Raw genomic sequence first — 24,159 nt, 5'->3', positions numbered from 1 at the left:
GGCAGGAACCGGTGCGGAAGACGGGGTGGCCGCCGTCAGCTGGCTGACGTCGCCGCCGTCGCTGACCTTCACCACAAAGGCTTTGCCTTCCACTTCCACGGTGTAGACGCCGGAGGCGGCGGCTTTCCCCGGCGCGGCAGGCCTGGCGTCTTCCACCTGCGGCACCGGTTCAAAGGCCGCCGGGTTATGGCGGTTTTCGAGGAACTTCAGGCCGGGCTGCGGGAACAGGGCCACGGTGAGCACATCGTCGATGGCGTTCTCCGCCAGCTGAATATTCTTCTCCCGCGCCTGGCGCTTCACATCGGCTTCCAGCTGCGCCAGCTCCGGCTTCAGCAGGTCCGCCGGGCGGCAGGTGATGGCTTCAGCGCCGTCCAGTACGCGGGCCTGCAGGGCGGCGTTCACCGGCGCCGGCGTGTGGCCGTATTCACCTTTCAGAATGCCGGCGGTCTCCTTTGCGATGGTTTTGTAGCGCTCGCCGGTCAGCACGTTGAGCACCGCCTGGGTGCCGACAATCTGCGAGGTCGGGGTGACCAGCGGGATGAAGCCGAGGTCCTCGCGCACGCGGGGGATTTCCGCCAGCACTTCATCCAGACGGTGGGCGGCGTTCTGCTGCTTCAGCTGGCCCTCGAGGTTGGTGAGCATCCCGCCCGGCACCTGGGCCACGAGGATACGGCTGTCGGTGCCCTTCAGCTGGCCTTCGAAGGCGTGGTATTTTCTGCGCACCTCGCGGAAGTACGCCGCGATGCTTTCGAGCTTCAGGATATCCAGCCCGGTGTCGTGCTCAGTACCCGCGAGGGTGGCCACCAGCGCTTCGGTGGCCGGGTGGCCGTAGGTGGCGCTCATCGAGGAGATGGCGGTGTCGACGCCGTCGACGCCGGCTTCAATGGCCTTCAGCAGGGCCATCTCTGCCATGCCGGTGGTGGCGTGGCAGTGCAGGTGCAGGGTGACGGCAAAGCGTTTTTTGATTTCGCTGACCAGCTCAAAGGCGGCGCCGGGGGTGAGAATGCCGGACATGTCTTTAATCGCGATGGAGTCGACGCCGGTCTCCAGCAGCTGTTCGGTGAGGTCGAGCCAGGTCTGCAGGGTGTGGGCCGGGCTGGTGGTGTAGCTCAGGGTGCCCTGGGCGTGGGCGCCGTGGCTGCGGACCGCCTGCAGGGCGGCCTGCATGTTGCGCGGGTCGTTCATGGCGTCGAAGACGCGGAAGACGTCCATACCGTTTTTGACGGCTCGCTCCACGAAGCGTTCGACCACGTCGTCGGCGTAGTGACGGTAGCCGAGCAGGTTCTGGCCGCGGAGCAGCATCTGCAGCGGGGTTTTCGGCATCGCCTTTTTCAGCTCGCGCAGGCGGACCCACGGGTCCTCGCCGAGGAAGCGGATGCAGGCGTCGAAGGTGGCGCCGCCCCAGCACTCCAGCGAACGGTAGCCGACGTCGTCAAGCTGAGCGGCGACGGGGAGCATATCGTCGAGACGCAGACGGGTGGCGAACAGGGACTGGTGGGCGTCGCGCAGGACGACATCGGTAATGGCAACGGTCATGAATTCCTCCGTGAATTAAGGGTGAAGACGGCGGTGGTGGTGAATGGCGGCGACAATCGCCGGCGTTAAGCGGGCGAAGTCGCCGGCGGGCGCAACGGCGGCCGGCGCCGGTTTGGGGGCGGCAGGCGGCTCGGGAAACAGGCGGTTGACGGCGAGGGACATTCCCCGGATGGCGAAAATGAGCAGCAGCAGGAACACCAGCACAAAGCCCATGCCGAGAAACATCAGGGTGAAGCCTTCGCCTAACAGGACGGCATTATCAGTCATAAAATAGCCTTTGGGAGGGGCGCAATAATGGCTAACAGCAGACCGCGTTAGCAGAGTGGATTTCCCCGGACCGCCTGGTCAGAAGCCTCTGTTTAGCGGTCAGCTGCCGCTGCCATTACTGCGCTATATATTCAATCGGGGTTATTTAATGAAGCTCACATGTTTGCAGATTTCATCGGTGACAATGTCTTTGCGCTGATTAAAGATCACTTTATTCTGCTCAAACAGGTTATTGCCGTGGGTATCGATTGAGACAATTAACGGCCCGAACTCTTTCACCCGACATACCCATAAGGTTTCCGGCATCCCTAAATCACGCCACTGCGCATCTTCGATTTCTTCCACGCAGACCGCGGCGACGACCGCGCAGCCGGCCGGGAACACGCAGTGCAAGGCTTTATGCTCGGCGCAACCCTCTTCCGTTCCCTTCCCCATACCGCCTTTACCAACGATTAATTTCACGCCGGTTCTGGCAATAAACTCTTTTTCAAATTTCTCCATGCGCATACTGGTGGTCGGCCCAACGGAGACCATTTCAAATTTATTTTCCGAACCTTTAATCGGTCGCACAATCGGCCCGGCATGCAATATCGCGCCACCGGCAACATTAACCGGTAATTCACGACCGCCCTCAATTAAGCGACGATGAGCCACATCTCGACAGGTCACAATATGGCCGTTGAGATAAATGATATCGCCCGCTTTAATATCAGCTAAATCTTCATCTTTAATGGGCGTAGTGAGTATTTTTTTAGCCATCAGAATGCCACTCCTGTGTGAGACGTAATGGTGTAGTTCAGGTCTTTATCGAAAACGATATGTCCTTTGCGGTGCGACCAGCAGCCAACGTTAACCGCCACGCCAATAGTGGAAGGATGACGGGCAGTATTTTCGATATTGACGCCCATTACGGAGGTATTGCCGGACATCCCCTGCGGCCCCAGGCCAATTTTGTTGATGCCGTCTTCGAGCATTTTTTCCAGCGATGCCGCGCGTTCGTTGTCATTGTGCGGGCCAATCGGGCGCATCAGCGCTTTCTTCGACAACAGCGCCGCCGTTTCAACGGAAGTCGCAACGCCAACGCCAACCAGCAGCGGCGGACAGGCGTTCAGACCATAGCTGGTCATCACATCCAGTACAAAGCGGGTCACCCCTTCATAGCCAGCGCCAGGCATCAACACCATCGCTTTACCCGGCAGCGAGCAGCCGCCGCCAGCCATATAGGTGTAGATGCTGCACTGATCGGAATCCGGGACAATCTCCCAGAAAACGGTGGGCGTCCCTTTGCCAACGTTTTTGCCGGTGTTGTATTCATCAAAGGTCTCGACGCTGTTATGACGCAGCGGGGAGTCGACGGTGGCTTTGATCACCGATTCGCGCAACAGCGCTTCCAGTTCGCCGATCAGCGGGAAGTTGGCGCCGCACTCCACCAGAAACTGGATCACGCCGGTATCCTGGCAGGAGGGACGATCCAGCTCTTTCGCCAGTCGCTGGTTTTCAATCATGGTGGTGAAGATGACATCCGCCAGCTGGCTGGTCTCTTTCTTATGCAACTCTTTTAGTTTTGCCGTGACGTCATCAGGCAATACTTTGCCGGTATATCCCACAAATCTGGCCATAATGTCGGTCATGCGGGATATCTGTTCACTTTTGCTCATAAAGGCTCCTTAGTCAGAACAGCGTCCGTAAGTTACGGATGAAAAGGGAAAAGGATTGGCAGCAGGATCAGGCTGACAATGGTGGAAACGATAATCAGAGGGATGCCGCACTTGGCGTAATCGACGAATTTATAGCCCCCGGCCGACAGCACCATCATATTGGCGGGCATACCGATCGGCGTCGCATAGGCGCAGGAGCTACCAATCACTGTCGCCATCAGCACCGCACGCGGATCGGCTCCCATACCGGCGGCAATAGACAGGCTCACTGGCACCAGTAGCGCGACGGTGGCGGTATTGGACATAAAGTTGGTCATCACCACGGAGAGGATAAAAACCACCACCAGCAGCATGAACGGCGAGGAGTTGTTGCCCAGCAGACCGATAACCTGGTCAGCCACCAGCTTGCCCGCCCCGGTCATTTCCAGCGCCTTTGCCAGCGCCAGGGTGCCGCCGAAGATAAAAATAGTCTGTGAATCAATGGCTTTGTAAGCTTGCTTTTCCGTCAGTACCCCAGTAACAATCAGCACCAGGGCACCAATACAGCCCGCCACCGCCAGTCTAATGCCGGTCTGTTTTTCGAAAATCATGCCGAGGATCGTGGCGATCAGTACGACCAGGGACAGGATCTGCTTCCAGCGCGGAACATGACTGTAATCACGCTGTTCGCCGACGCTGCCCACTTCACCGCTGTTCGGGTTATTGGGCAGGAACTTATAGCCGATGGTCAGGAAATAGAGGATGCCGCAGACCAGCATTGGTAGGCCCACTTTCGCATACTCAAAGAAGCCGAAACCGCTACCGATCTTCTGCAGGGCCGATTGTGCGATCAGGTTGCCCGGAGCGCCAATCAGCGACAGGTTGCCGCCCAGCGCGGCAGCAAACACCAGCGGCATCAGCAGACGCGAGCGGGTAAATCCCGATTTGGCGGCCACGCCAATCACGACCGGGATCAATACGGCTGCCGTACCGGTATTCGAGAGAAAACCTGACATCACGCCAACCACCACCATAATGGTGAAGATCAGCTGCTTCTCAGTTTTGGCGAAGTGAGTGATCACCCCACCGACTTTATTGGCCATCCCGGTCTCAAATAACGCCCCGCCAACGATAAACATGGCGACAAAGAGAATGACGTTGCTGTCGATAAAACCGGCAAAGGCCTGTTTTAGATCCAATACGCCAGTGACCACTAACGCCACGCAAACCACCATGGAAGTCACTGCCAGCGGCACCTTTTCCCAGATAAACATGACGATAGCGAACACCAGCAAACATAGGGTGATGGTAATCGGTTCCATACTTATAATTTTTCCTATCAATGATATATGATATTGTATCCAATATTGACGAGAGAGAAATTATTCCCATGCAAAAAGTAAGTCAATGCGTTTTTGTGGAATGATCGCGCAATGAGATCTGCATCAAGATCCTGCGCAGATCGTCACGAGGAGGAATTAATAATGTTGATAAATACAACAAACGCCAGCCATTCGCTGGCGATCGAACCGGTCAGGGTGCCGGATCGGGCAGGTAACGCGTGAGCATATTCTCCATCGAGCGGATGATATGCTCATGCATTCGCTGGCGGGCCAGCGCTTCGTTATGCTGCTCAAGCGCTTGTAAGATCGCTTTATGTTCACGAATGGAAATGATGGCGTACTCTTCTTCGGTCACCTTGTGCCCCATCGAGAGTCCGTTCCACATGTTGCAGAGCAGCATCTTCATTTTTTCATTTCCCGCCGCGTTCCAGATCTCCATGTGGAAGGCCTGATTCAGGTCGGAATATTCAGCAGAATTATTGTCTGCCAGCGCCTTCTCTGCGGCATAGTGAACCTGAGCGATGCGTGTAATATCGGTCCCTGGGCGAGAAGCTTTCGCCACCGCTTCACTTTCCAGTACGGCGCGAATTTCGTAATGCTCGCGGATAGTCTGCTCATTAATCCCCAGCACCAACGCACCTTTATTCGGCCGCACTTGAATCAGGCCATCAGCGGCTAAAATCTGAAACGCTTCACGTACCGGCATGCTGGAAACGCCAACCATTTTGGCAATCCCTTCAAGGGTAATTTCCTGCCCTTCCACTAAATCCCGCGAAAGGATCGCTTTACGCAAAACCGCCGCCACCTGCTCCTTCGCGGAAAGAAGCTTAATTTTCCCTAATTTAGGCTTCTGCACTTTCCCAATCCTTCATATGTTGACGCATTATCTCCGCAAGGATAAGGAAATAACGCTGTGTTGCCTGAGCAATTTTTTCGCCTTCACCCTGGCCAATGGCGCTCGCCAGTTCGCTCAGGATCTGCGCCGACTCCTGGCCATCCTCTTTCAGGTACAGAATGACATAGGAAATATAACCGTCCAAAAATTGCTGATACGCCTTTGCCAGATAGCGGTTATCAAGATAGGAAATCAGCAACTGATGAAACGCCAGTTCACCGGCGTTATCACCAGCACACGCCAGCTCCTGCGCGCGTGCGCGAAGTAATTCCCCCTGATTCGCCGGCACGAGGGCAAATAGTTCCGCAGCCATCACCGCGATAACGCGAAAAATATGGCTCACGTCCTCGACGGCCAGCGTGGAGACCTGCATATGTCGGTTAGGCAAGCGCACCAGAAATCCTTCCTGTTCAAGGGACTGTAGCGCTTCCCTAACCGGCATACGTGAAAGTCCCAGCTGTTCTGCGATGTTCTCCTGAGTCAATTCCTCCCCGGGTTTCATGGCGCCGGAGAGGATCTGATAACGAATCATCTGCGCGATTTGGTCCCGGGTCTGTTTTCTTTCGATCTTTTTCACGCTGTCCTCATGGCTGGTGGCTTAAAACGCGGGGGATTTTAGCAGATTTGCCCGACCGCTGGCGCATTGGGGCGAAAAGTGAGGTAATAAAAAGCCGGAACAACAGTTCCGGCTTTTTTGAGCGTGCGAGGTTACTTGTTGACGAAGTCTTCGCCGAGCGCGATATCTTTCTTCAGGGTGTCCAGCATGCCTTCCAGCGCCTGCTGCTCAAAGGCGCTGAGTTTGCCGATAGACTGACGCTCTTCTACGCCATTCTTCCCCAGCAGCAGCGGCTGAGAGAAGAAACGCGCATACTGGCCGTCGCCTTCCACGTAGGCGCACTCCACTACGCCTTTTTCTCCCTGCATGGCGCGAACCAGAGAAAGGCCAAAGCGCGCAGCCGCCTGACCCATCGACAAGGTCGCCGACCCGCCGCCCGCTTTCGCTTCCACGACCTCGGTACCGGCGTTTTGAATGCGTTTAGTCAGATCGGCCACTTCCTGATCGCTAAAGCTGACGCCCGGGATCTGCGACAGTAAAGGCAGAATGGTGACCCCGGAGTGACCGCCAATAACCGGGACTTCCACCTCGGTTGCCGATTGACCTTTCAGCTCCGCCACAAAGGTATTGGAGCGGATGATGTCCAGCGTAGTCACGCCGAACAGTTTGTTTTTATCGTACACGCCGGCTTTTTTCAGCACTTCGGCGGCGATGGCCACGGTGGTGTTCACCGGGTTGGTAATAATGCCGATGCAGGCCTGCGGGCAGGTTTTGGCAATCTGCTGCACGAGGTTCTTAACGATACCCGCATTCACATTAAACAGGTCGGAACGATCCATGCCGGGCTTACGCGCTACGCCCGCGGAGATCAGCACCACATCAGCGCCTTCCAGCGCCGGGGTAGCATCTTCACCGGAAAATCCTTTAATTTTTACATCTGTGGGGATATGACTTAGATCTACCGCCACGCCCGGCGTAACCGGAGCGATGTCGTACAACGAGAGCTCTGAACCTGAAGGCAGTTGGGTCTTAAGTAGTAGGGCAAGCGCCTGGCCGATACCACCGGCAGCGCCAAGGACTGCAACTTTCATCCTAAACTCCTTATTATGGTTAATTTAGTCTTTCGTTATTCCGTCGCCTGGACCTTAATTCACAAGATGAACAATTACAATGATTATGGCTGAAGAATGCATTATTGTGCGTAGCAATAGAACAGCGGCGCACTTTATGCTTCCTGACTGACCATCCAGCAAAGCGAAGTACCGGATCGACTATTGGTTACAATACACCCAGCCAGTTGCGCAAAACAACACCAACTCAATAACATTTCATTTACTTTTACATGCCTTTAAGCGTTGTGATGAGAACATGTTCCTTATACGGTTTTTTTGCTAAAATATGCCCCCTTCATAACATTATTGACCTATCCCCTCGCGGATTATTTGCATAAAAATTCACGGTTATGCATAATGATGTTGATTTTACCACCATAATCTGGGTGACTTATGCGAAGTTCGGCAAAACAAGAAGAACTGGTTAAAGCGTTTAAAGCGCTGCTTAAAGAAGAGAAATTCAGCTCGCAGGGAGAGATCGTCCAGGCGCTGCAGGAAGAAGGCTTCGAGAATATCAACCAATCGAAGGTTTCCCGCATGCTCACCAAATTTGGCGCGGTTCGTACCCGTAACGCCAAAATGGAAATGGTCTATTGCCTGCCTGCCGAGCTTGGCGTGCCGACCACCTCCAGCCCGCTGAAAAATCTGGTGCTGGATATCGATTATAACGATGCCGTCGTGGTGATTCACACCAGCCCCGGGGCAGCGCAGCTGATCGCCCGTCTTCTCGACTCGCTGGGCAAGGCGGAAGGTATTCTTGGCAGCATCGCCGGGGATGACACCATCTTCACCACGCCAGCGCGCGGTTTCACAGTGAAAGATCTGCACGACGCTATCCTGGTGCTGTTCGAACAGGAACTCTGAGCATTCCCCTCTGGCAACCGTCAGAGGGTGATTCCCCCTCTTCTCTCCCTCCCCCCCTTTCAACTCAACAAAAATTTAACATTTCGTGTGATTTAGCCTGTCTATACGTTCTTTTACGTAAGGGAAACGCCTAAAACGCACGAAAGATCAAAATCGTATACCTTTATGATTTTATTAGAAATAAAACTTATCTCTGTCGGTGACTCGTCATTTTTAATTCTTATCGGTTATAAAAAGCGCAATTTATTGTAACTATTAACGCACAAAACAATTAGCATGGTATTAATATTTTTGGTGATTAGTGTATACTTGTTTTTGTGATGAGGGTCACGAAACAAAGACCCTCAACAAAAAGATTCGACGAGGTGAACATCATGAAAATCAAAACCACTGTAGCAGCTCTCAGCATCCTGTCCGTCATGTCGTTTGGCGCTTTCGCCGCTGATGTTATCAACAGCGAGCAAGCCCAGGGCCGCGAGGCCATCGGTACAGTTTCCGTCGGCGCGGTAGCCTCTTCCCCGATGGATATGCATGAAATGCTGAACAAAAAAGCGCAGGAAGAAGGGGCTTCTTCTTACCGCATTATCGAAGCCCGCACTGGCGACCACTGGCATGCCACTGCTGAGCTGTATAAATAAGTTTTAGATCGTCAACGATTAACCCGACAAAAATTCTCTACCGCGGCCCGGCCTCATTCATCGCCCCGCCGCGGCAAAACAAAGACTGGAGTAAAGATTATGAAACGCGCAATGATCATCGCATCCCTTGGCCTGGCTTCCCTTCTCTCTTTCGGCGCTAGCGCGGCCGTGCAGCAAGTGAACGCTGAGCAAGCCCAGAACCTGCAGTCCATGGGCACCATCTCGGTTTCCCAGGTAGGTAGTGCGCCAATGGACATGCGTCAGGAACTGGCCGCTAAAGCCGAGAAAGAAGGCGCCAGCAGCTACCGTATTATTGAAGCACGTACCGGCGATAGCTGGCACGCCACCGCTGAGCTGTACAAATAAACCCTCGTCGTCTTATTTCGACGACTTGCCCCCGCCTGCCGGGGGCTTTTTTATGCCTGCCGGGCGTTAAAACGTAACTCCCCCTCCAGCTCTTCCTCTGCTTCATCAAATAATAAAATTAACGCCCCAAAGCGCCGACGCTGCTTGTCATTTAAATGGATGAACTCAATGTCCAGCGGCAGCGGCAGCAGCCCACCGGTCACCGCGTCCCATAGCGAATCAAGGTTGTTGACCTTATCCTGTGCCAGCTCGAAGGTGCGGGAAAACTCCCGGTAGAAATCCTGTTGCTCGGCGATTTCGTCAAAATCAAACGTATAGGTGGTCATGGCAGCCCCTCCCGCTTCTCTTCCTGTCGCCGTTAAGTATAGCGATAAAAAAACCGACGCCTGGGCGTCGGTTTATGGGTTAACTGCTGGTCAGCACATGCTGGTACTTGTGCAACATCTCAACCAGTCGCCGTACCGGCTCGGTCACCTGCGGCGAAGCCTCCCAGACCCGCAGCTTCTCCTGATAAACATCAAGCTCCGCCAGCAGCCGGGTAAAGTAGCGCCGACGCTTATCATCGCTCCCGGCGGAGATCACATGATCCGCGGTACGTCGCAGCTGGCGATGGAACGCCGACAGATCCTCATTCACCGGCACGGGCGCATCGCGCAGGCGCTGGTGGGCAATGATTAACGTCAACGCCAGACGGAAACGGGCGACATCGCCAGGGAATTTGTTGAGCAATAAAAACAGCTGCTGATAGAGCGCGGGCAGATGATTCTCTTTGCGACGCGCCGAGTTGGTGGTCAGCGAAGAGACCGCCGCGGAGACAAACTGGTTCAGCAGCACCCGACCGGTTCTTGCCCGGGAGTTATCCCTGACAATGAGAATAACCATCAGGGCGAGGAAACAACCGACGATCTGCCCCAGCGCGCTATCGAGGAACTGACTGAACTGGAACTGCATCGGGTTATCCAGCACCAGAATGTTGATGGTGCTCGCCAGCGCCCCCAGCGATCCGAGGCGCCTTTTCTGCACTTCGATACCGATAAAAAACGCCATCGCCGCCAGGCTGATACAAAGCAACAGCATACTCTGCTGCGTCGCCGGCATGATCACCAGAAAGTACAGGGTACCCAGCGGTAACGCCGCCAGAGTACCGTAGAGGAAGTCTATCGCCACCATTCGCGGGTTAGGCAAGCGCATCGCCAGCGCGGTAACCACGGCAATCATCACCATCGCGCCGCTACCTGAGGTCCAGCCCGTCCACAGCCAGAACAGCGTCCCAAGGATACAGGAGACGGAGGTACGCCAGAAGTTCACCATCGCGTGGTGACGCTCGGCGGACTCCACTTTAACCACCGTTTCGCCGCGCAATACACCGTCTTCGATGCGGCTGATTTTGGTGTTGCCCACCACGCCACGCTTAAGCAGCAGGTAACGGGTGGCTGCGCCTACCCAGCTGTAGATGGTGACCGGCGTATTATGCTCGCCTTTCCAGGTCAGGAAGCGACGCATACGCTTCAGCTGCTGGTGAACATCCTGCACCGTCTCAACCGGCTCAGCGAACAGCTCGCGGTAGTCGTCCGTCACCATTTCCGGGCGCGAGTTCTGAATCAGGTAGGTTTCGCAAGCCTGGGTGATAAGCGTTAGCGAGAGGGTATTGATCGCCTTCAGGCGTTGATTCGCCTTAGCCCAGCGAGAGGACTCCATAATCAGGTTACTGCGCATTCCTTCCAGCGCCGTGGTGCGACGCACCAGCGCTCCCCAGGCCTGATCCACTTCATCTTTTTCGCCGTGCGCAACGCATAACTGCATCAGCTTATACTGCGCAATCAGCAGGTTATCCAGTTCAAGGTCGATCTCTTTTTTAATCGAACGCGGGGAGAACAGCAGATCGGCGACGATGGCGCTGACAATCCCGATGACGATTTCGCTGCAGCGCTCAACGGCAAACTGCGGCGCCAGCATCGGATCGGTGTGGATGGTAATAATGATAATCAGCGCGGTGTATCCGGCCAGCCCCCAGGCATAGGAGTTTTCGACCTTGACCAGCGACGAAACCCAGGTACAAAACCCGGCCCACAGGCAGCAGACCAGCATCATCAGCAGAGGGGCGCGGATCATCAGGATGATGATGACCAGCGCCGCAATACAGCCAATAAAGGTCCCGGCAATACGCAACATGCCGCGATAGCGGATCGCGCCGGAGTACGGCTCTCCCCCGGCGGCAAAGGCCGGGCCAGCGGCGACAATCGCCGCGGTCAGCACCGCCCAGCGCGGCGTTTCGAGCTGAAAATGGAAGCCGACGAACAGCGCCAACACCACCGCGCATGCAAGCTTAATAGCAAAGCGGAGATGCTGGGGAGCAATAGTATATGTCCCCATAGCGATTAACCGAATTCGCGCAGGCGCATAGCCAGTTTCTGGAAGAAGTTGGCCTGGCTGGTATCACGGTCTTCTTTACCGGTGATCACCACCGTCGCCGTCGTGCCCGATGGCCACAGATTCCCCTGCTGGTGGTCAAGGCGAATACGAACCGGCACACGCTGCGCCAGACGCACCCATTCAAGGTTGGAATCCACCGAAGCCATCCCTTTCGAGTCGCTGCTGCTGCTGGCGTTGGTTACCCCCGCAGCGATACTGTCCACCGTGCCTTTAATGGTTTTGCTGCTGCCAAGTGGGGTAATTTCCGCCCGATATCCAGGGCGGACGCCTTCCAGTTTGGTCTCTTCCAGATAGGCCATGACGTAAAATGTATTCTCTTTCACCAGCGCCACCGCCGTGGAGCCGCGAGTGATAAATTCCCCGGTATAGACGTTAAGGTTGGTCACCCAGCCATCAGCGGGGGCGCGAATCTCTGTGCGCTGCAGGTCCAGTCTGGCCAGGTCGCGGCTGGCCACCGCTTTCGCCAGCTGATGCTCAACGGTCTGCAGCACGTTGTTCGCCTGGTCAATCTCTTCCCGCGACATCGCCTGGACGCCAAGCTTATTACGCCGACCGGCTTCGACACGTTTTTCCTGGGCTAAGGTCTGGTAGTAGGCGACATCGGCTTCCGCCTGCGCCAGCGCTTTTTGGTAACGAGGTTGGTCAATAACGAACAATACCTGGTCTTTCTTAACCAGTTGGTTATCCTTGACGTTTACCTGGGAAATCAGCCCGGAGACGTCGGGAGCAATGGCCACAATGTCGGCGCTAAAGCGCGCATCCCGCGTCCACGGCGAGGCGGTGTAGTAAACCCAGGCGCGGAAAATCGCCACGAAGGCCAAAATGACCAGTATCACGGTAATAGCGGTACGGAGGATATTTCTTGTTAGTGTTTTCACATCAACCTCAAACGAACAAGCGCGATATCAAATAAAAAAGGCAGCAATATAGCGCCGTATTAAACAGTGCAGGGTGCCAGACAAAATCGTAAATGCCGGTCGGAACCAGCAATCGGTGCACCAGCCAGAAGATGGCCAGCGACAAAAGCAACTCGAAGAAGATCGGCGGAAACGATAAGCCGAAAATCACGATGACAGGAAACAGACTCATGATGACCTTGAATAAGAAGCGTACAGGTAGTGAGCAGATGCGTTTATTATGTAGCTAACAATATATTAACGTAACGATTGCCGCATTATCTACAATGTGTGATCTAAATCACTTTTAAGCCAGAGTGAATAATGGAACGATTAAAGCGCATGTCCGTTTTCGCCAAAGTGGTCGAATTAGGTTCCTTCACCGCAGCGGCCCGCCAGCTTCAGATGAGCGTTTCCTCGATCAGTCAGACCGTCGCCAAACTGGAAGATGAACTGCAGGTGAAGCTGCTCAACCGCAGCACCCGCAGCCTTGGCTTAACGGAAGCGGGTAAAATTTACTATCAGGGCTGCCGTAGGATGCTGTTTGAAGCACAGGATGTCCATGAGCAATTATACGCATTTAACAACACCCCCATCGGAACGCTGCGTATCGGCTGCTCTTCAACTATGGCACAGAATGTTCTGGCGCGCATAACGGCGAAAATGCTGAAAGAATACCCCGGGCTCTCCGTCAATCTGGTCACCGGCATACCTGCCCCGGACCTGATCGCCGACGGTCTTGACGTGGTGATCCGCGTGGGCGCCCTGCAGGATTCCAGTCTTTTTTCCCGCCGTCTGGGCTCAATGCCGATGGTGTTATGCGCCGCGAAAAGCTATCTGGCGCAGGCAGGCAATCCTGAGAAACCAGCCGATCTTGCCGGGCATGCCTGGCTGGAATATAGCGTGCGGCCGGACAATGAGTTTGTCATTATCGCGCCGGAAGGGATCTCAACCCGCCTGACCCCGCAGGGGCGCTTTGTGACCAATGACCCCATGACGCTGGTGCGCTGGCTGACCGCCGGGGTGGGTATCGCCTATGTGCCGTTGATGTGGGCGATCGAAGAGATCAATCGCGGTGAGCTTGAGATCCTGCTGCCGAGCTACCAGTCCGATCCGCGTCCGGTCTACGCCCTGTACACCGAAAAGGATAAACTGCCGCTGAAAGTGCAGGTCTGTATCAATTATCTGACGGAGTATTTTGTCGACGTGGCGAAGATCTATCAGGGGATGCACGGCAGAGGGATCGCCCGCTGAAGCGGTTCCCGGCGACGCCGGGAACCCGCTCAGGATCAGGCAGTGCCGCCGACGGTGAGGTTATCGACCTTCAGGGTCGGCTGGCCAACGCCCACCGGCACGCTCTGGCCCTCTTTGCCACAGACGCCGACGCCGTTATCCAGACGCAGATCGTTACCCACCATCGAAATCTGCTGCATAGTCTCAATCCCGGAGCCGATCAGGGTAGCGCCTTTCACCGCCTTCGTGACCTTGCCTTTTTCGATCAGATAGGCCTCGGAGGTGGAGAAGACAAACTTACCGGAGGTGATATCCACCTGCCCGCCGCCGAAGTTTGGCGCGAAGATACCGTAGTCCACCGACTCGATAATCTCCTGCGGCGTGGACTGGCCCGCCAGCATATAGGTGTTGGTCATACGCGGCATCGGCAGATGGGCATAGGATTCACGGCGGCCGTTGCCGGTCGGCGCGACGCCCATCAGACGCGCATTGAGTTTATCCTGCATGTAGCCTTTCAGGATGCCGTTTTCGATCAGCACATTGTATTGACCCGGCGTGCCTTCGTCATCGATGGCCACCGAGCCACGACGGTCGACGATGGTGCCATCGTCCACGACGGTGCACAGCTCAGAGGCGACTAATTCCCCCATATGGCCGCTAAAGACCGAGGTGCCGCGACGGTTGAAATCGCCTTCCAGGCCGTGACCGACCGCTTCGTGCAGCAGGACGCCAGGCCAGCCGGCGCCGAGCACCACCGGCAGCATCCCCGCCGGGGCGGCGACCGCCGAGAGGTTAACCAGCGCCATGCGCACCGCTTCTTTCGCCCAGGCGTCGGCCCGTACTTCGCCCTCCTGAGAGGCGAGGAAATAGTCATAGCCAAAACGCCCGCCGCCGCCGCTGCTGCCGCGCTCGCGTTTGCCGTCCTCTTCCACCAGCACGCTGACCGAGAGGCGCACCAGCGGACGAACGTCGGCGGCCAGAGTGCCGTCGGTGGCGGCCACCAGAATCAGCTCATAGACCCCGCTCAGGCTGGCCGAAACCTCCTGCACGCGCTGGTCCGCCGCGCGGGCGACTTTGTCTACCCGGCGGAGAATATCCAGCTTCTCTTCCCGGCTCATACTCTGCAGCGGGTCGATGCTGGTATAGAGGGCGCTGTGCTCTACGGCGCCGAGGGTCTGTACTTTGCCATTGCCCGTCTCGCGCACAATGGTCCGCGCCGCCTGGGCGCTCTGCTCCAGCGCCAGCTTGCTGATCTGGTCAGCGTAGGCAAAGCCCGTTTTTTCGCCGCTGACGGCGCGCACGCCTACGCCCTGGTCGATATTGTACGACCCATCTTTAATGATGCTGTCTTCCAGAACCCAGGATTCGTGATAGCTCGACTGAAAATAGAGATCGCCGTAATCGAGGCGGCGCTCGGTCAGTTGACCAAGAATGGCAAACAGGTCCTGATGATTCAGGCCATTTGCCGACAGTAATTGTTCACTTACCAGGTTCAGACTCATCGTTATGCTACTCGTTTGTTGCCGCCTGACAGGCGGAAATACAGAAGGCTTCTATTGAGATTGCGGCAATTCCCGGCAATCGTCAAATCATTGCTTTTTGTTGCTGCGCGCCTGGCGCAGCACTTCATTGATCTGCGGCTGGTCAATCGGGCCGGTGATGCGATAGCGCAGTATCGAGACTTTGTTCCACAGCGGCCCCAGCACCTTGCTGGCGGCAAACACCGCCGCGCCGACAATCGGGTTGACGGCGAAGGCCGCCGCCACGCCGACGGTCGCGGATATCTCCGGCGCCACCACCGCCTGCAGGTCCAGATGACGACGCACCAGATCGACCGACCCTTTCATGGCAATGTCCGCCTCCAGGCCATCCACCAGCGTATCATCGGTATGCAGTACACCATCCTTAATCCAGGCCGTACTGTTAATCGAGTCGAAGTAAAATCCTTCGCTAAAGGTATCGCTGAAGTCGAAGCGCAGTTTGCGCAGCAGGGCATCGACGCTCAGCAAACGCAGCAGCTGGCCTGCGTGTCCGGTACTCAGGTCGGTAAACTGACCCTTGCCGAGGTGGCTTTTAATGATCCCATTGAGCGACGCGACATCGGGTGACCAGGGCGGCGCGCGCCAGTGCAGATCGTAGTCGATATCAAACGGCGAATCCTTCACCGGTGTGGAAACGCCAAAGAAATCCGCAAATTCATTCGTTTTATTGCCATGCAGTCTGCCTTTCAGCGAGGTGCGCACCCCGGAAGGGGCGTTAACCCACACGCCGTCGGTCGTCAGCCGGCCAAACCCGGTATCCACCAGGCCATTGGAGAGCGTTAAGGTATCGCCCTTGATCGCCACATCGCCTTCGATACGGCCATATTTTTGCCCCCACAGCCAGCATTCCGCGCAGCGCAGCTGCAGATCGGGCCAACCGTGGAAATCCAGCCGCGTCTCCGCCTGCGGGGCCACGTTCTCCGTTCCGCCCTTGCCGCTGGCGCTGGCCGGGTTGAAATAGAGATAACGCACATTTGCCAGCCACGGGGCATTGTCGCGCATCGTCAGAGTGGCGTTGATCTCGCGCCCCTGCGCCTCAACCTGTGAACCGCCGGTGACCGGCTGCGACATCAGACTCACGTTGTTCCATTGCTGGCCGGCCAGCGCCAGCGACGGCGTACGCAGCACAATGCGCGGTGGAAAGAGGACGCTGCTGCTGACTTCATTCGCCGCGCCCTTCTGGAACAGCGCCAGCCACTGCGCGCCATCCATCGGCGGCAGATTGAGCTCAACGCCGGGCTGGTCGGGCAGCGGAGAGGGGCCTTTGCTGTCCGTCGTGAGGATCGCTCTGTCCAGCGTCAGCTTACGGTTCAGCAACCAGCGGCTGTTGATATGATTCTTCGCGCCAACGGAACCGGTCAGGTCGAAGCTGCTCAGACCGCCGGCAACATTAATTTTGACCGGCAGGGGTTCGCCAGCGGGCTTGTTGACCGGTGAAGGTAAGTGACTGCTCACATTCTTCAGATCGCCATTGATATCAACCTTATAGCTGGCATTGCCATGGTACGGCAGTTCGATAGCGACTTTACCCTCCCACGGAACGCTACCGCTCAGCGCCTCATTAACCGCTTTCGGCAGCAGCCCGGTGCGCGACGGTTGCCAGCTGGCGTTCATCCCGACATCCACCAGAAACGCTTTTTCGCCTTCGCGGGTGGAAAAATTGAGGTTCAGCGGCTGATTAAACCAGGTCGCGCTCAACGTTTGACTATTAAGATCGCCATTCACAAAGCTGAAATTACCGCTCAGATTCTGCAGCGTGGTATCTAACGGTTTGATAAACAGATTGTTATTCTGCAGATGCACATCGCCTTTCGCGGTGGTCATTTCGCCATCGAGGGGAATGTTCAGATGTAAGCGAGCGCTTACATCACCATCCAGCTGCAGGGAATCCAGCGCCGCTCCCAGGGTCTCTTTCAGCGGCGTGGTGTTGAAATAAGGTCCCACCTCTTTCCCCGGGCCTTTGATATCGGCATCAATCAGCAGTTTTTCCTGCGCATAATCCGGGATCGCGGCATCGAGATTGCTGGCGGTCACGTTGCCGAGCATCGCTTTCTCCGCCCGCATCCACAGGCCGCTGTTGATAAAATTAAGGTCGATATTCAACCCGGTCAGCGCCGGCCAGTCCGGTTGAAAAGCGAAAGTGGCATTCTTCAGCGGGACGTAAACCTGGAACTGGCCTTCGTTGTGCGGATACGGGAACAGATGTGGGTTGCCGCCATACACCAGCGTCGCATCGCGGGCCTGTCCGGCTTTAATCGCGCCGCTGAGATAGTCCACCAGCGCTTTGCCCATCAGGTTTTCCGGGAAGTAACGCCACGCCTGGCCGCCATCGTTGGTGCTGATCCCCGCCAGAATGCCCAGCCAGGGATCGTCCCCCTGCGGTTGCAGATAGCGGAAGCCGCCGCGGGCGCGTACCCCCGTCGCCTGCACGTCAATATCGCGGCCATCAAGCATAAACCCTTTGTCATTTTTCACCCAGCTGAGGGTGGCTTCGCCAGCGGCGATCTCCAGCGGGGCCCGGAAAACACCGGTATACGGCATCAGCGCCTTCGTCATGCGCGCGCGCAGTTCCCCATGCTCAACGCTGCCATTCAGGCTGCCGGAAAAGTGTTCCGCTCCCGGCAGGAGCTTCCACTGCTTCCACGCCAGATCGCTCCACTGCGCCTGAAAGCGCGTTTTCTCCGTCGCCTGCAGGGGAATATCGAGAGCCAGCAGGTTGATTTTGCCGCTGGGCTGCGTGGTGCGCCAGAGTTCGCCCAATGAAGGCGCCAGCTTATCGGCAAACGGCTGCAGTCCGCTCAGACCGCTGAGGGCTAAGTTGCTGGCGCGAATACGTAATTCATCACTACGCTGATGACCGTCGCCACCGACATCCTGCGCTGGGATCCACGCCATCGCCAGCGCGCCGCTTGGCCAGGGTTTGTCGTCGATCGCGATCCGCGTATCGGGAATGTAGAAGCCCCAGCTCTGCTTGTCATGGGAGAGATGCGCCGTCAGGTTATCCACTGACAGGTGATGAACCTCGCTATCCCCCTGCCAGCTGGCGCCCCCTTTTTTCAGCCATACGTCGCCGCTGGCCACATCGCCTTTTTCAATGGTCATCCAGCCTTCGAGGCTGAAGCGGGCGCTTTTCAGGGCGATATTGTCCTGCATCCAGCGGCCCAGCCAGGGCTTGACGTCAATATCGTCAGCCTGCAGCCAGACCCGGCCTTTGTTCAGCAGGCCATCCTCATCGCGGAGATCCATCCGCACCTGCATGACGCCATGCTGGCCGGTGAGACTGGAAAGGCTGAGCTGCCCCTCGGCGCGGTGACGGTTCCTGCCGTTAAGCCAGGTCAGCTGCGGGACCGCCAGCTCCGCCCGCTGACCGGAAATAGTCAGGAAGCTCAGATGGCTGTCGCGCAGAGTAAAGTGGTCGAACTGACGTAAAAAGAGATCGCTGACGCGGTCGGTTTTCAGGCTTTCGCCGCCGTCATTGGTCTGAATAGGGGTATTGGTATGGATCTGCAGCTGCCAGAAGGTGAGATCGCGGAACTGCCAGCGCATATGCAACAGACTCTGCCAGACGTCCAGCGCCAGGGTCACGCGCTTGACCGCCATTGTCCCACCATCTTTCAGCCCGACATGAATATCGCGGACATCTAATGTTGGGCCAAAAGTTTGCCAGCTGGCGGCGATCTGCGAGGCATCCACCGGCGTGCCGGTGAGAGAGGAGATCTTCTCCAGCAGCTGCGGACGCCAGGCATCGAGCTGCGGCAACACGAGACGCAAGCCACTCACCAGCAGCGCGACGATAACAATCAGTGTTGCCACGGTGAGCAATAAAATCCCGGGCAGTCGCCTCACGCCTCTCTCCTTGTCAGCCGCACAATGACGCAGTGTCTTACATCATAACCACATCGAACTGCTCTTGATTATAGAGCGGCTCAATTTGTACCTTCACCTGCTTGCCGACAAAGATCTCCACTTCCGCCAGCGCATGCGACTCTTCCCCTTTCAGGGTTTCCGCCACCGCAGGGGAAGCATAGACCAGGAAGCGATCGGAATCATAAGCATGATGCACGCGAACGATCTCACGCATAATCTCATAGCATACCGTTTCCACGGACTTTACCGTTCCGCGTCCGTGGCAGGTCGGGCATTCGTTGCACAGCACATGCTCCACGCTTTCGCGGGTGCGTTTACGGGTCATCTCCACCAGACCCAACTGGGAGAAACCGTTGATGCTGGTCTTCACCCGGTCTTTACTGAGGGCCTGCTCCAGGGAGTGCAACACCCGCCGGCGATGGTCTTCATTGTTCATGTCGATGAAATCAATGATGATAATGCCGCCGAGATTACGCAAACGCAGCTGGCGGGCTATCGCCTGGGTGGCTTCGATATTGGTATTGAAGATAGTATCGTCAAGATTGCGGTGCCCAACAAACGCCCCGGTGTTGATATCGATGGTGGTCATCGCCTCGGTCTGGTCGATGATCAGATACCCCCCGGACTTGAGCTCGACTTTACGCTCCAGCGCGCGCTGAATTTCGTTCTCAACGTCAAAGAGATCGAATATCGGCTGACGGCCGCTGTAGTGTTCCAGCTTGCTGGTCATTTCCGGGATATATTCGGCGGTAAATTCGAGTAGCGCCTCGTAGGTCAGCCGCGAGTCGACGCGAATCCGGTCGAGATGCGCGTCGGCAAAATCACGCAGCACGCGCTGAGCCAGGGCCAGCTCGCCGTACAGCTGATAGCGGGTCTGGTTGCGCTTTTTGCGCTCCATCACCTTGGTCCATACGCGCTTAAGATAGGCGGCATCGGCGGCCATCTCTTGCTCGTGAACGCCTTCCGCGGCGGTGCGAATGATAAATCCGCCCTGCTCGTCGCAGTACTCTGCCACGACCTTTTTCAGCCGCTCGCGCTCGGCTTCGCTTTCAATGCGCTGAGAGACCCCCACGTGGGAGGCGCCCGGCATAAAGACCAGATAGCGGGAAGGCAGGGTAATATCGGTGGTCAGACGCGCGCCTTTGGTACCGAGCGGATCTTTAACCACCTGGACCATCAGGTCCTGGCCCTGGCGCACCAGCTCCGAAATATCGCGCACGGTAAACTGCTTTTGCTCTTCACCGGCAACGCACTCGGTATGCGGCATGATATCGGAGGCGTGGAGGAACGCCGCCTTATCCAGACCAATATCTACAAAAGCCGCCTGCATTCCCGGCAGCACTCGGCTAACACGACCTTTGTAGATATTGCCTACTATTCCGCGTCGCGCTTCACGCTCAATATGGATTTCCTGCAGAATACCGCCATCAATATACGCAACGCGCGTTTCGGATGGCGTTACGTTCACTAATAATTCAGCCGTCATCTTTATCCCTTTTCTTTACGCAGTGAGTTAAAGTTACTGAGCAACTCATACGTTTCCACCAGCGGTAAGCCGACTACGGCGTGATAGCTGCCATTAATCTTCCTGACGAAACAGCCACCCAACCCTTGAATACCGTATGCACCTGCTTTATCTAAAGGCTCGCCGCTGGCCACATAATCGGCGATATCCTGCTCGCTGAGCGGCCGGAAGGTCACTTCCGTGACCACCAGACAATCCAGCGTCTGCTGCTTATCCGCCAGCGCCACCGCGGTCATGACCTGATGGGTTTGGCCGGAAAGCAGGCGCAGCATCGCTGCAGCGTGTTCGGCATCGCGCGGTTTTTCCAGCACTTCGCCGTTCAAAATAACAATCGTATCCGCTCCCAAAACCGGCAAATCCCGCGATGCCAGCGCCACTCCGGCCTGCGCCTTTTCGCGCGCCAGGCGCACGACATAGTGCTGCGCGCTCTCCTGCGGCTGGCGCTGCTCCTCGATACCAGGAACCAGACGCTCAAACGCGAGACCAAGCTGAGTCAGCAGTTCCTGCCGACGCGGGGAACCAGAAGCAAGATACAGAGTTGTCATATCAACCTTATTGCACTGCAAATTGCTGACGCACTTTACGCATCAGCAGGAAGAGCCATGGCCAGAGGATACCGTTTACTACACTACTCCAGAATACTTCCGGACGGAAAGAGACGTTGATCACTAAAAACTCTGCCCAGAAAACAATGATATCCACGGCGAGGGATAACAGCATGACCACCAGCGCCTGTTGCCACAGCGCCAGGTTACGGAACAGCTGATACTTCAGCGCCACCAGATAGGCGACGATGCTTAAGGACAGCGCGCGAACGCCCAGCGTCGAGCCGCTGATGAGATCAAGAATAGCCCCCATCACGAAGCCCGTTCCCACATTCACCCGGTGCGGCAGCGCGAGGATCCAGTACAGCAGGATCAATAATACCCAGTTGGGCCGGAAAACGCTGATGTCCGCCGGCCAGGGCATAATTTGCAGCAATAGCGCGATAAGAAACGAGAGCCAGATAACCCAGCGTCCCTGGCTACGGTAACTTGCCACTATTGCCCCCCTGCAGGCTGCGACGGCTGAGACGGCGTCAGCCCGGTGGCGGGCGCCGGCATCTGCGGCCCCATCGCATCCGGCGCAGGCAACACCTGCGGCATCATCTGCATCAGGCGTTCGTTAGCCACCCGATGGACCTCTTCCGGGGTCATCGGGTTAGCGCCATTGCGATCGGCGCCCCACAGCAGCAGCAGATAGCGCAAACGCTGCAGACCGGCCGTCGGACGCGCCTGGATCACCGTGTAGGCGCGCTGGGTGTCCAGTTTCACTGAAGAGACAACCCCAACCGGGTACCCTTCCGGGAAACGACCGCCCAGACCGGAGGTCACCAGCACATCGCCGACGCGAATATCGGTATTTGCCGGCAGATGCTCAAGCTGGAGGTCGTCGGTGCAGCCGTTACCGGCGGCAATGACGCGAATATCGTTCCGCAGGACCTGGATCGGCAACGCATGGGTGGCATCACAGATCAGCAGTACCCGGCTGGTCATTTTCGCCACGGCTACGACCTGCCCCACCACGCCTTTATCACTGATAACCGGCTGGCCTTCGTAGACGCCGTTGACGCTGCCCTTATCGATAACCACCTGATCGCTGTAGGGGTCGTTGACCGTTGAGATGACCTGGGTCACCATTTTTTGCTCGTCCTGGCGCAACGGCGAGCCAAGCAGTTCACGCAGGCGCGCATTCTCCTGCTTGTACTGGCCCAGCATCAGCAGATCGCTGTTTTTCAGCAACAGCTCCTGACGCAGCGCGCGGTTTTCCAGTTCGAGCTGGTCACGGGTAGCCAGCGTCTGCGATACGCTGTCGAGCAGTTCCCGGGGACCATTAGAGACAAAGTAGAAAGGGCTGACGGCTGTATCCATGTACGTTCTGATTTGACTGAACGTACCCAGGCGGCTGTCGGCGATAATCACGCCAAGCGCCACCAGCACCGCCAGAATAAGGCGAATCTGTAGCGAGGGGCCACGGCTAAAAATTGGCTTCATAGGCTATGCGTATTCTCGTGTCAGTAAAGACCTGGGGCAGCGCGGAAGCCACCCCGGACCTTCAGGCTGACTACTCTTCGCTAAACAGGTCGCCGCCGTGCATGTCGATCATTTCCAGCGCCTTGCCGCCGCCACGCGCTACGCAGGTCAGCGGATCTTCAGCAACCACGACTGGAATACCGGTTTCTTCCATTAACAGACGGTCCAGGTTGCGCAGCAGCGCACCACCGCCGGTGAGAACCATCCCGCGCTCGGAGATATCAGACGCCAGTTCCGGCGGGCACTGCTCAAGGGCAACCATGACCGCGCTCACGATGCCGGTCAGCGGCTCCTGCAGCGCTTCAAGAATTTCGTTTGAGTTCAGGGTGAAGCCGCGTGGAACGCCTTCCGCCAGGTTACGGCCGCGCACTTCAATTTCACGCACTTCATCGCCCGGGTAAGCCGAACCGATTTCATGTTTGATACGCTCAGCGGTCGCTTCACCGATCAGAGAGCCGTAGTTACGACGCACGTAATTGATGACGGCTTCGTCGAAGCGGTCGCCGCCGATACGCACGGAAGAAGAGTAAACCACGCCGTTCAGGGAGATAACCGCTACCTCGGTGGTACCGCCGCCGATATCCACCACCATGGAACCGGTCGCTTCAGAAACCGGCAGGCCAGCGCCGATCGCGGCCGCCATCGGTTCTTCAATCAGGAACACTTCGCGAGCGCCAGCGCCCTGCGCGGATTCACGGATAGCACGACGCTCAACCTGGGTGGCGCCAACCGGCACGCAGACCAGTACGCGCGGGCTCGGGCGCATAAAGCTGTTGCTGTGCACTTGTTTGATAAAGTGCTGCAGCATCTTTTCCGTCACGAAGAAGTCAGCGATAACGCCGTCCTTCATCGGGCGAATCGCCGCGATATTACCCGGGGTACGGCCGAGCATCTGCTTCGCTTCATGACCCACGGCGGCGACGCTTTTCGGCGATCCGGCACGATCCTGACGAATGGCCACCACGGAAGGCTCATTCAATACGATGCCTTGTCCTTTTACGTAAATAAGGGTATTCGCGGTACCCAGGTCAATGGACAGGTCATTGGAAAACATGCCACGAAATTTTTTTAACATACTAAGGGATAATCCTGAAAGCTGGGGCGGAAAACAAAATCCGCTTACTTTACCAACCACACGCAGCAGCGACAAGGCGCAAAAATCACCTGCTGCGGTGAAAATTAGTGCAGTTCATTTCCTTTGTTACAAATTTTTCCGACTCCGTTCATTGCTGAAATCTTCAGCAGCGCTCCACGCCTGAATTTGTAACCTGTCAAAGGAGGGTCACTGGCATTTACATTGCGATGATCCGGCAGGTAGACAAGCACACCCCCTTCACGATGGCGCGCGTTATTCTACGTGAAATCACGCTAAACGGCA

23 protein-coding genes are annotated in these 24,159 nt (G+C 56.6%); 4 read left to right on the top strand and 19 right to left on the bottom strand.

Going from position 1 to position 24,159, the window contains the following annotated elements:
• From oadA to mdh, 8 genes are all read right to left on the bottom strand, one after another.
• Window positions 1-1,536 (bottom strand): sodium-extruding oxaloacetate decarboxylase subunit alpha (oadA, locus tag MKR05_RS25320; protein WP_284118944.1); only part of this gene is annotated, 1,536 nt, incomplete at its 3' end.
• Between the two features lie 15 nt (window positions 1,537-1,551).
• Window positions 1,552-1,803, bottom strand: a complete 252-nt coding sequence (locus tag MKR05_RS25315) for an oxaloacetate decarboxylase subunit gamma (protein ID WP_023291145.1) — start codon at window positions 1,801-1,803, stop codon at window positions 1,552-1,554.
• 141 nt (window positions 1,804-1,944) lie between these two features.
• On the bottom strand, window positions 1,945-2,562 hold the full coding sequence (gene ttdB, locus MKR05_RS25310) for a L(+)-tartrate dehydratase subunit beta (protein ID WP_110238500.1): 618 nt from the start codon (window positions 2,560-2,562) through the stop codon (window positions 1,945-1,947).
• A complete protein-coding gene (gene ttdA, locus MKR05_RS25305; RefSeq protein WP_238875272.1) occupies window positions 2,562-3,461 on the bottom strand; it encodes a L(+)-tartrate dehydratase subunit alpha in 900 nt (299 codons plus the stop codon). The genes ttdB and ttdA overlap by 1 nt, the downstream gene beginning before the upstream one ends.
• Window positions 3,462-3,493: 32 nt before the next feature.
• Entirely contained in the window at window positions 3,494-4,762 is a 1,269-nt protein-coding gene (locus tag MKR05_RS25300; protein WP_238875273.1) for an SLC13 family permease, read from the bottom strand.
• A gap of 211 nt (window positions 4,763-4,973) precedes the next feature.
• Entirely contained in the window at window positions 4,974-5,639 is a 666-nt protein-coding gene (locus MKR05_RS25295; RefSeq protein WP_048298461.1) for a GntR family transcriptional regulator, read from the bottom strand.
• Window positions 5,626-6,255: a GntR family transcriptional regulator gene (locus MKR05_RS25290; RefSeq protein WP_023291149.1), complete on the bottom strand. Its 630-nt coding sequence runs from the start codon at window positions 6,253-6,255 to the stop codon at window positions 5,626-5,628. Before MKR05_RS25290 ends, MKR05_RS25295 begins: the two co-directional genes overlap by 14 nt.
• A gap of 131 nt (window positions 6,256-6,386) precedes the next feature.
• Window positions 6,387-7,325: a malate dehydrogenase gene (mdh, locus tag MKR05_RS25285; RefSeq protein ID WP_023291150.1), complete on the bottom strand. Its 939-nt coding sequence runs from the start codon at window positions 7,323-7,325 to the stop codon at window positions 6,387-6,389.
• A 414-nt stretch (window positions 7,326-7,739) separates the two neighbouring features.
• On the opposite strand from mdh, the gene argR reads away from it, so the two are divergent.
• The 3 genes from argR (at window position 7,740) to yhcN-B (ending at window position 9,214) form a co-directional block, all read left to right on the top strand.
• Window positions 7,740-8,210 carry a transcriptional regulator ArgR gene (gene argR, locus MKR05_RS25280; RefSeq protein WP_002918625.1) on the top strand — a complete coding sequence of 157 codons (471 nt, stop codon included), beginning with the start codon at window positions 7,740-7,742 and terminating at the stop codon, window positions 8,208-8,210.
• Between the two features lie 374 nt (window positions 8,211-8,584).
• Window positions 8,585-8,848, top strand: a complete 264-nt coding sequence (yhcN, locus tag MKR05_RS25275) for a peroxide/acid stress response protein YhcN (protein WP_017899932.1) — start codon at window positions 8,585-8,587, stop codon at window positions 8,846-8,848.
• 99 nt (window positions 8,849-8,947) lie between these two features.
• Window positions 8,948-9,214, top strand: a complete 267-nt coding sequence (yhcN-B, locus tag MKR05_RS25270; protein ID WP_002918627.1) for a DUF1471 family stress response protein YhcN-B — start codon at window positions 8,948-8,950, stop codon at window positions 9,212-9,214.
• Between the two features lie 50 nt (window positions 9,215-9,264).
• Here the strand turns inward: yhcN-B and MKR05_RS25265 are convergent, their stop codons facing one another.
• From MKR05_RS25265 to aaeX, 4 genes are all read right to left on the bottom strand, one after another.
• Window positions 9,265-9,540, bottom strand: coding sequence for a barstar family protein (locus tag MKR05_RS25265; RefSeq protein WP_002918629.1), 276 nt, complete (start codon window positions 9,538-9,540; stop codon window positions 9,265-9,267).
• Window positions 9,541-9,619: 79 nt separating this feature from the next.
• A complete protein-coding gene (gene aaeB / locus MKR05_RS25260; RefSeq protein ID WP_023291151.1) occupies window positions 9,620-11,587 on the bottom strand; it encodes a p-hydroxybenzoic acid efflux pump subunit AaeB in 1,968 nt (655 codons plus the stop codon).
• A gap of 5 nt (window positions 11,588-11,592) precedes the next feature.
• On the bottom strand, window positions 11,593-12,525 hold the full coding sequence (aaeA, locus tag MKR05_RS25255; RefSeq protein WP_023291152.1) for a p-hydroxybenzoic acid efflux pump subunit AaeA: 933 nt from the start codon (window positions 12,523-12,525) through the stop codon (window positions 11,593-11,595).
• Between the two features lie 7 nt (window positions 12,526-12,532).
• Window positions 12,533-12,736: a p-hydroxybenzoic acid efflux pump operon protein AaeX gene (gene aaeX, locus MKR05_RS25250; protein WP_002918640.1), complete on the bottom strand. Its 204-nt coding sequence runs from the start codon at window positions 12,734-12,736 to the stop codon at window positions 12,533-12,535.
• A 131-nt stretch (window positions 12,737-12,867) separates the two neighbouring features.
• Between aaeX and aaeR the strand changes: the two genes are divergently transcribed.
• On the top strand, window positions 12,868-13,797 hold the full coding sequence (gene aaeR / locus MKR05_RS25245) for an HTH-type transcriptional activator AaeR (protein WP_002918641.1): 930 nt from the start codon (window positions 12,868-12,870) through the stop codon (window positions 13,795-13,797).
• A 35-nt stretch (window positions 13,798-13,832) separates the two neighbouring features.
• Here the strand turns inward: aaeR and tldD are convergent, their stop codons facing one another.
• The 7 genes from tldD to mreB all read right to left on the bottom strand — a co-directional run bounded on the left by tldD (window position 13,833) and on the right by mreB (window position 23,856).
• Window positions 13,833-15,278 (bottom strand): metalloprotease TldD, encoded by a 1,446-nt coding sequence (tldD, locus tag MKR05_RS25240; RefSeq protein ID WP_004206236.1) that lies wholly within the window; start codon window positions 15,276-15,278, stop codon window positions 13,833-13,835.
• An 87-nt stretch (window positions 15,279-15,365) separates the two neighbouring features.
• Window positions 15,366-19,163 (bottom strand): AsmA2 domain-containing protein YhdP, encoded by a 3,798-nt coding sequence (yhdP, locus tag MKR05_RS25235; RefSeq protein ID WP_238875275.1) that lies wholly within the window; start codon window positions 19,161-19,163, stop codon window positions 15,366-15,368.
• Window positions 19,164-19,200: 37 nt separating this feature from the next.
• Window positions 19,201-20,670 (bottom strand): ribonuclease G, encoded by a 1,470-nt coding sequence (gene rng, locus MKR05_RS25230; RefSeq protein ID WP_004206239.1) that lies wholly within the window; start codon window positions 20,668-20,670, stop codon window positions 19,201-19,203.
• A 2-nt stretch (window positions 20,671-20,672) separates the two neighbouring features.
• Window positions 20,673-21,254, bottom strand: coding sequence for a nucleoside triphosphate pyrophosphatase (locus MKR05_RS25225; RefSeq protein WP_023291155.1), 582 nt, complete (start codon window positions 21,252-21,254; stop codon window positions 20,673-20,675).
• Between the two features lie 7 nt (window positions 21,255-21,261).
• Entirely contained in the window at window positions 21,262-21,750 is a 489-nt protein-coding gene (mreD, locus tag MKR05_RS25220; RefSeq protein WP_002918648.1) for a rod shape-determining protein MreD, read from the bottom strand.
• Window positions 21,750-22,742, bottom strand: coding sequence for a rod shape-determining protein MreC (gene mreC, locus MKR05_RS25215; protein ID WP_004206242.1), 993 nt, complete (start codon window positions 22,740-22,742; stop codon window positions 21,750-21,752). The genes mreD and mreC overlap by 1 nt, the downstream gene beginning before the upstream one ends.
• Window positions 22,743-22,812: 70 nt before the next feature.
• Window positions 22,813-23,856, bottom strand: coding sequence for a rod shape-determining protein MreB (gene mreB, locus MKR05_RS25210; RefSeq protein WP_002918653.1), 1,044 nt, complete (start codon window positions 23,854-23,856; stop codon window positions 22,813-22,815).
• Window positions 23,857-24,159 lie beyond the last annotated feature (303 nt).

It is taken from the genome of Klebsiella sp. K5-204, from assembly GCF_030128585.1.
Classification (GTDB): Bacteria; Pseudomonadota; Gammaproteobacteria; order Enterobacterales; family Enterobacteriaceae; genus Klebsiella; species Klebsiella quasipneumoniae.
Note: the sequence above shows the minus strand (reverse complement) of the source record. Positions and strands in the feature narration are given on the sequence as shown.

Excerpts from the sequence above, each read along its gene's own strand:
- MKR05_RS25315 (WP_023291145.1), bottom strand. The coding sequence starts at position 1,803 with ATGACTGATAATGCCGTCCTGTTAGGCGAAGGCTTCACCCTGATGTTT.
- ttdB (WP_110238500.1), bottom strand. The coding sequence starts at position 2,562 with ATGGCTAAAAAAATACTCACTACGCCCATTAAAGATGAAGATTTAGCT.
- ttdA (WP_238875272.1), bottom strand. The coding sequence starts at position 3,461 with ATGAGCAAAAGTGAACAGATATCCCGCATGACCGACATTATGGCCAGA.
- MKR05_RS25300 (WP_238875273.1), bottom strand. The coding sequence starts at position 4,762 with ATGGAACCGATTACCATCACCCTATGTTTGCTGGTGTTCGCTATCGTC.
- mdh (WP_023291150.1), bottom strand. The coding sequence starts at position 7,325 with ATGAAAGTTGCAGTCCTTGGCGCTGCCGGTGGTATCGGCCAGGCGCTT.
- argR (WP_002918625.1), top strand. The coding sequence starts at position 7,740 with ATGCGAAGTTCGGCAAAACAAGAAGAACTGGTTAAAGCGTTTAAAGCG.
- yhcN (WP_017899932.1), top strand. The coding sequence starts at position 8,585 with ATGAAAATCAAAACCACTGTAGCAGCTCTCAGCATCCTGTCCGTCATG.
- yhcN-B (WP_002918627.1), top strand. The coding sequence starts at position 8,948 with ATGAAACGCGCAATGATCATCGCATCCCTTGGCCTGGCTTCCCTTCTC.
- MKR05_RS25265 (WP_002918629.1), bottom strand. The coding sequence starts at position 9,540 with ATGACCACCTATACGTTTGATTTTGACGAAATCGCCGAGCAACAGGAT.
- aaeB (WP_023291151.1), bottom strand. The coding sequence starts at position 11,587 with ATGGGGACATATACTATTGCTCCCCAGCATCTCCGCTTTGCTATTAAG.
- aaeX (WP_002918640.1), bottom strand. The coding sequence starts at position 12,736 with ATGAGTCTGTTTCCTGTCATCGTGATTTTCGGCTTATCGTTTCCGCCG.
- aaeR (WP_002918641.1), top strand. The coding sequence starts at position 12,868 with ATGGAACGATTAAAGCGCATGTCCGTTTTCGCCAAAGTGGTCGAATTA.
- tldD (WP_004206236.1), bottom strand. The coding sequence starts at position 15,278 with ATGAGTCTGAACCTGGTAAGTGAACAATTACTGTCGGCAAATGGCCTG.
- rng (WP_004206239.1), bottom strand. The coding sequence starts at position 20,670 with ATGACGGCTGAATTATTAGTGAACGTAACGCCATCCGAAACGCGCGTT.
- MKR05_RS25225 (WP_023291155.1), bottom strand. The coding sequence starts at position 21,254 with ATGACAACTCTGTATCTTGCTTCTGGTTCCCCGCGTCGGCAGGAACTG.
- mreC (WP_004206242.1), bottom strand. The coding sequence starts at position 22,742 with ATGAAGCCAATTTTTAGCCGTGGCCCCTCGCTACAGATTCGCCTTATT.
- mreB (WP_002918653.1), bottom strand. The coding sequence starts at position 23,856 with ATGTTAAAAAAATTTCGTGGCATGTTTTCCAATGACCTGTCCATTGAC.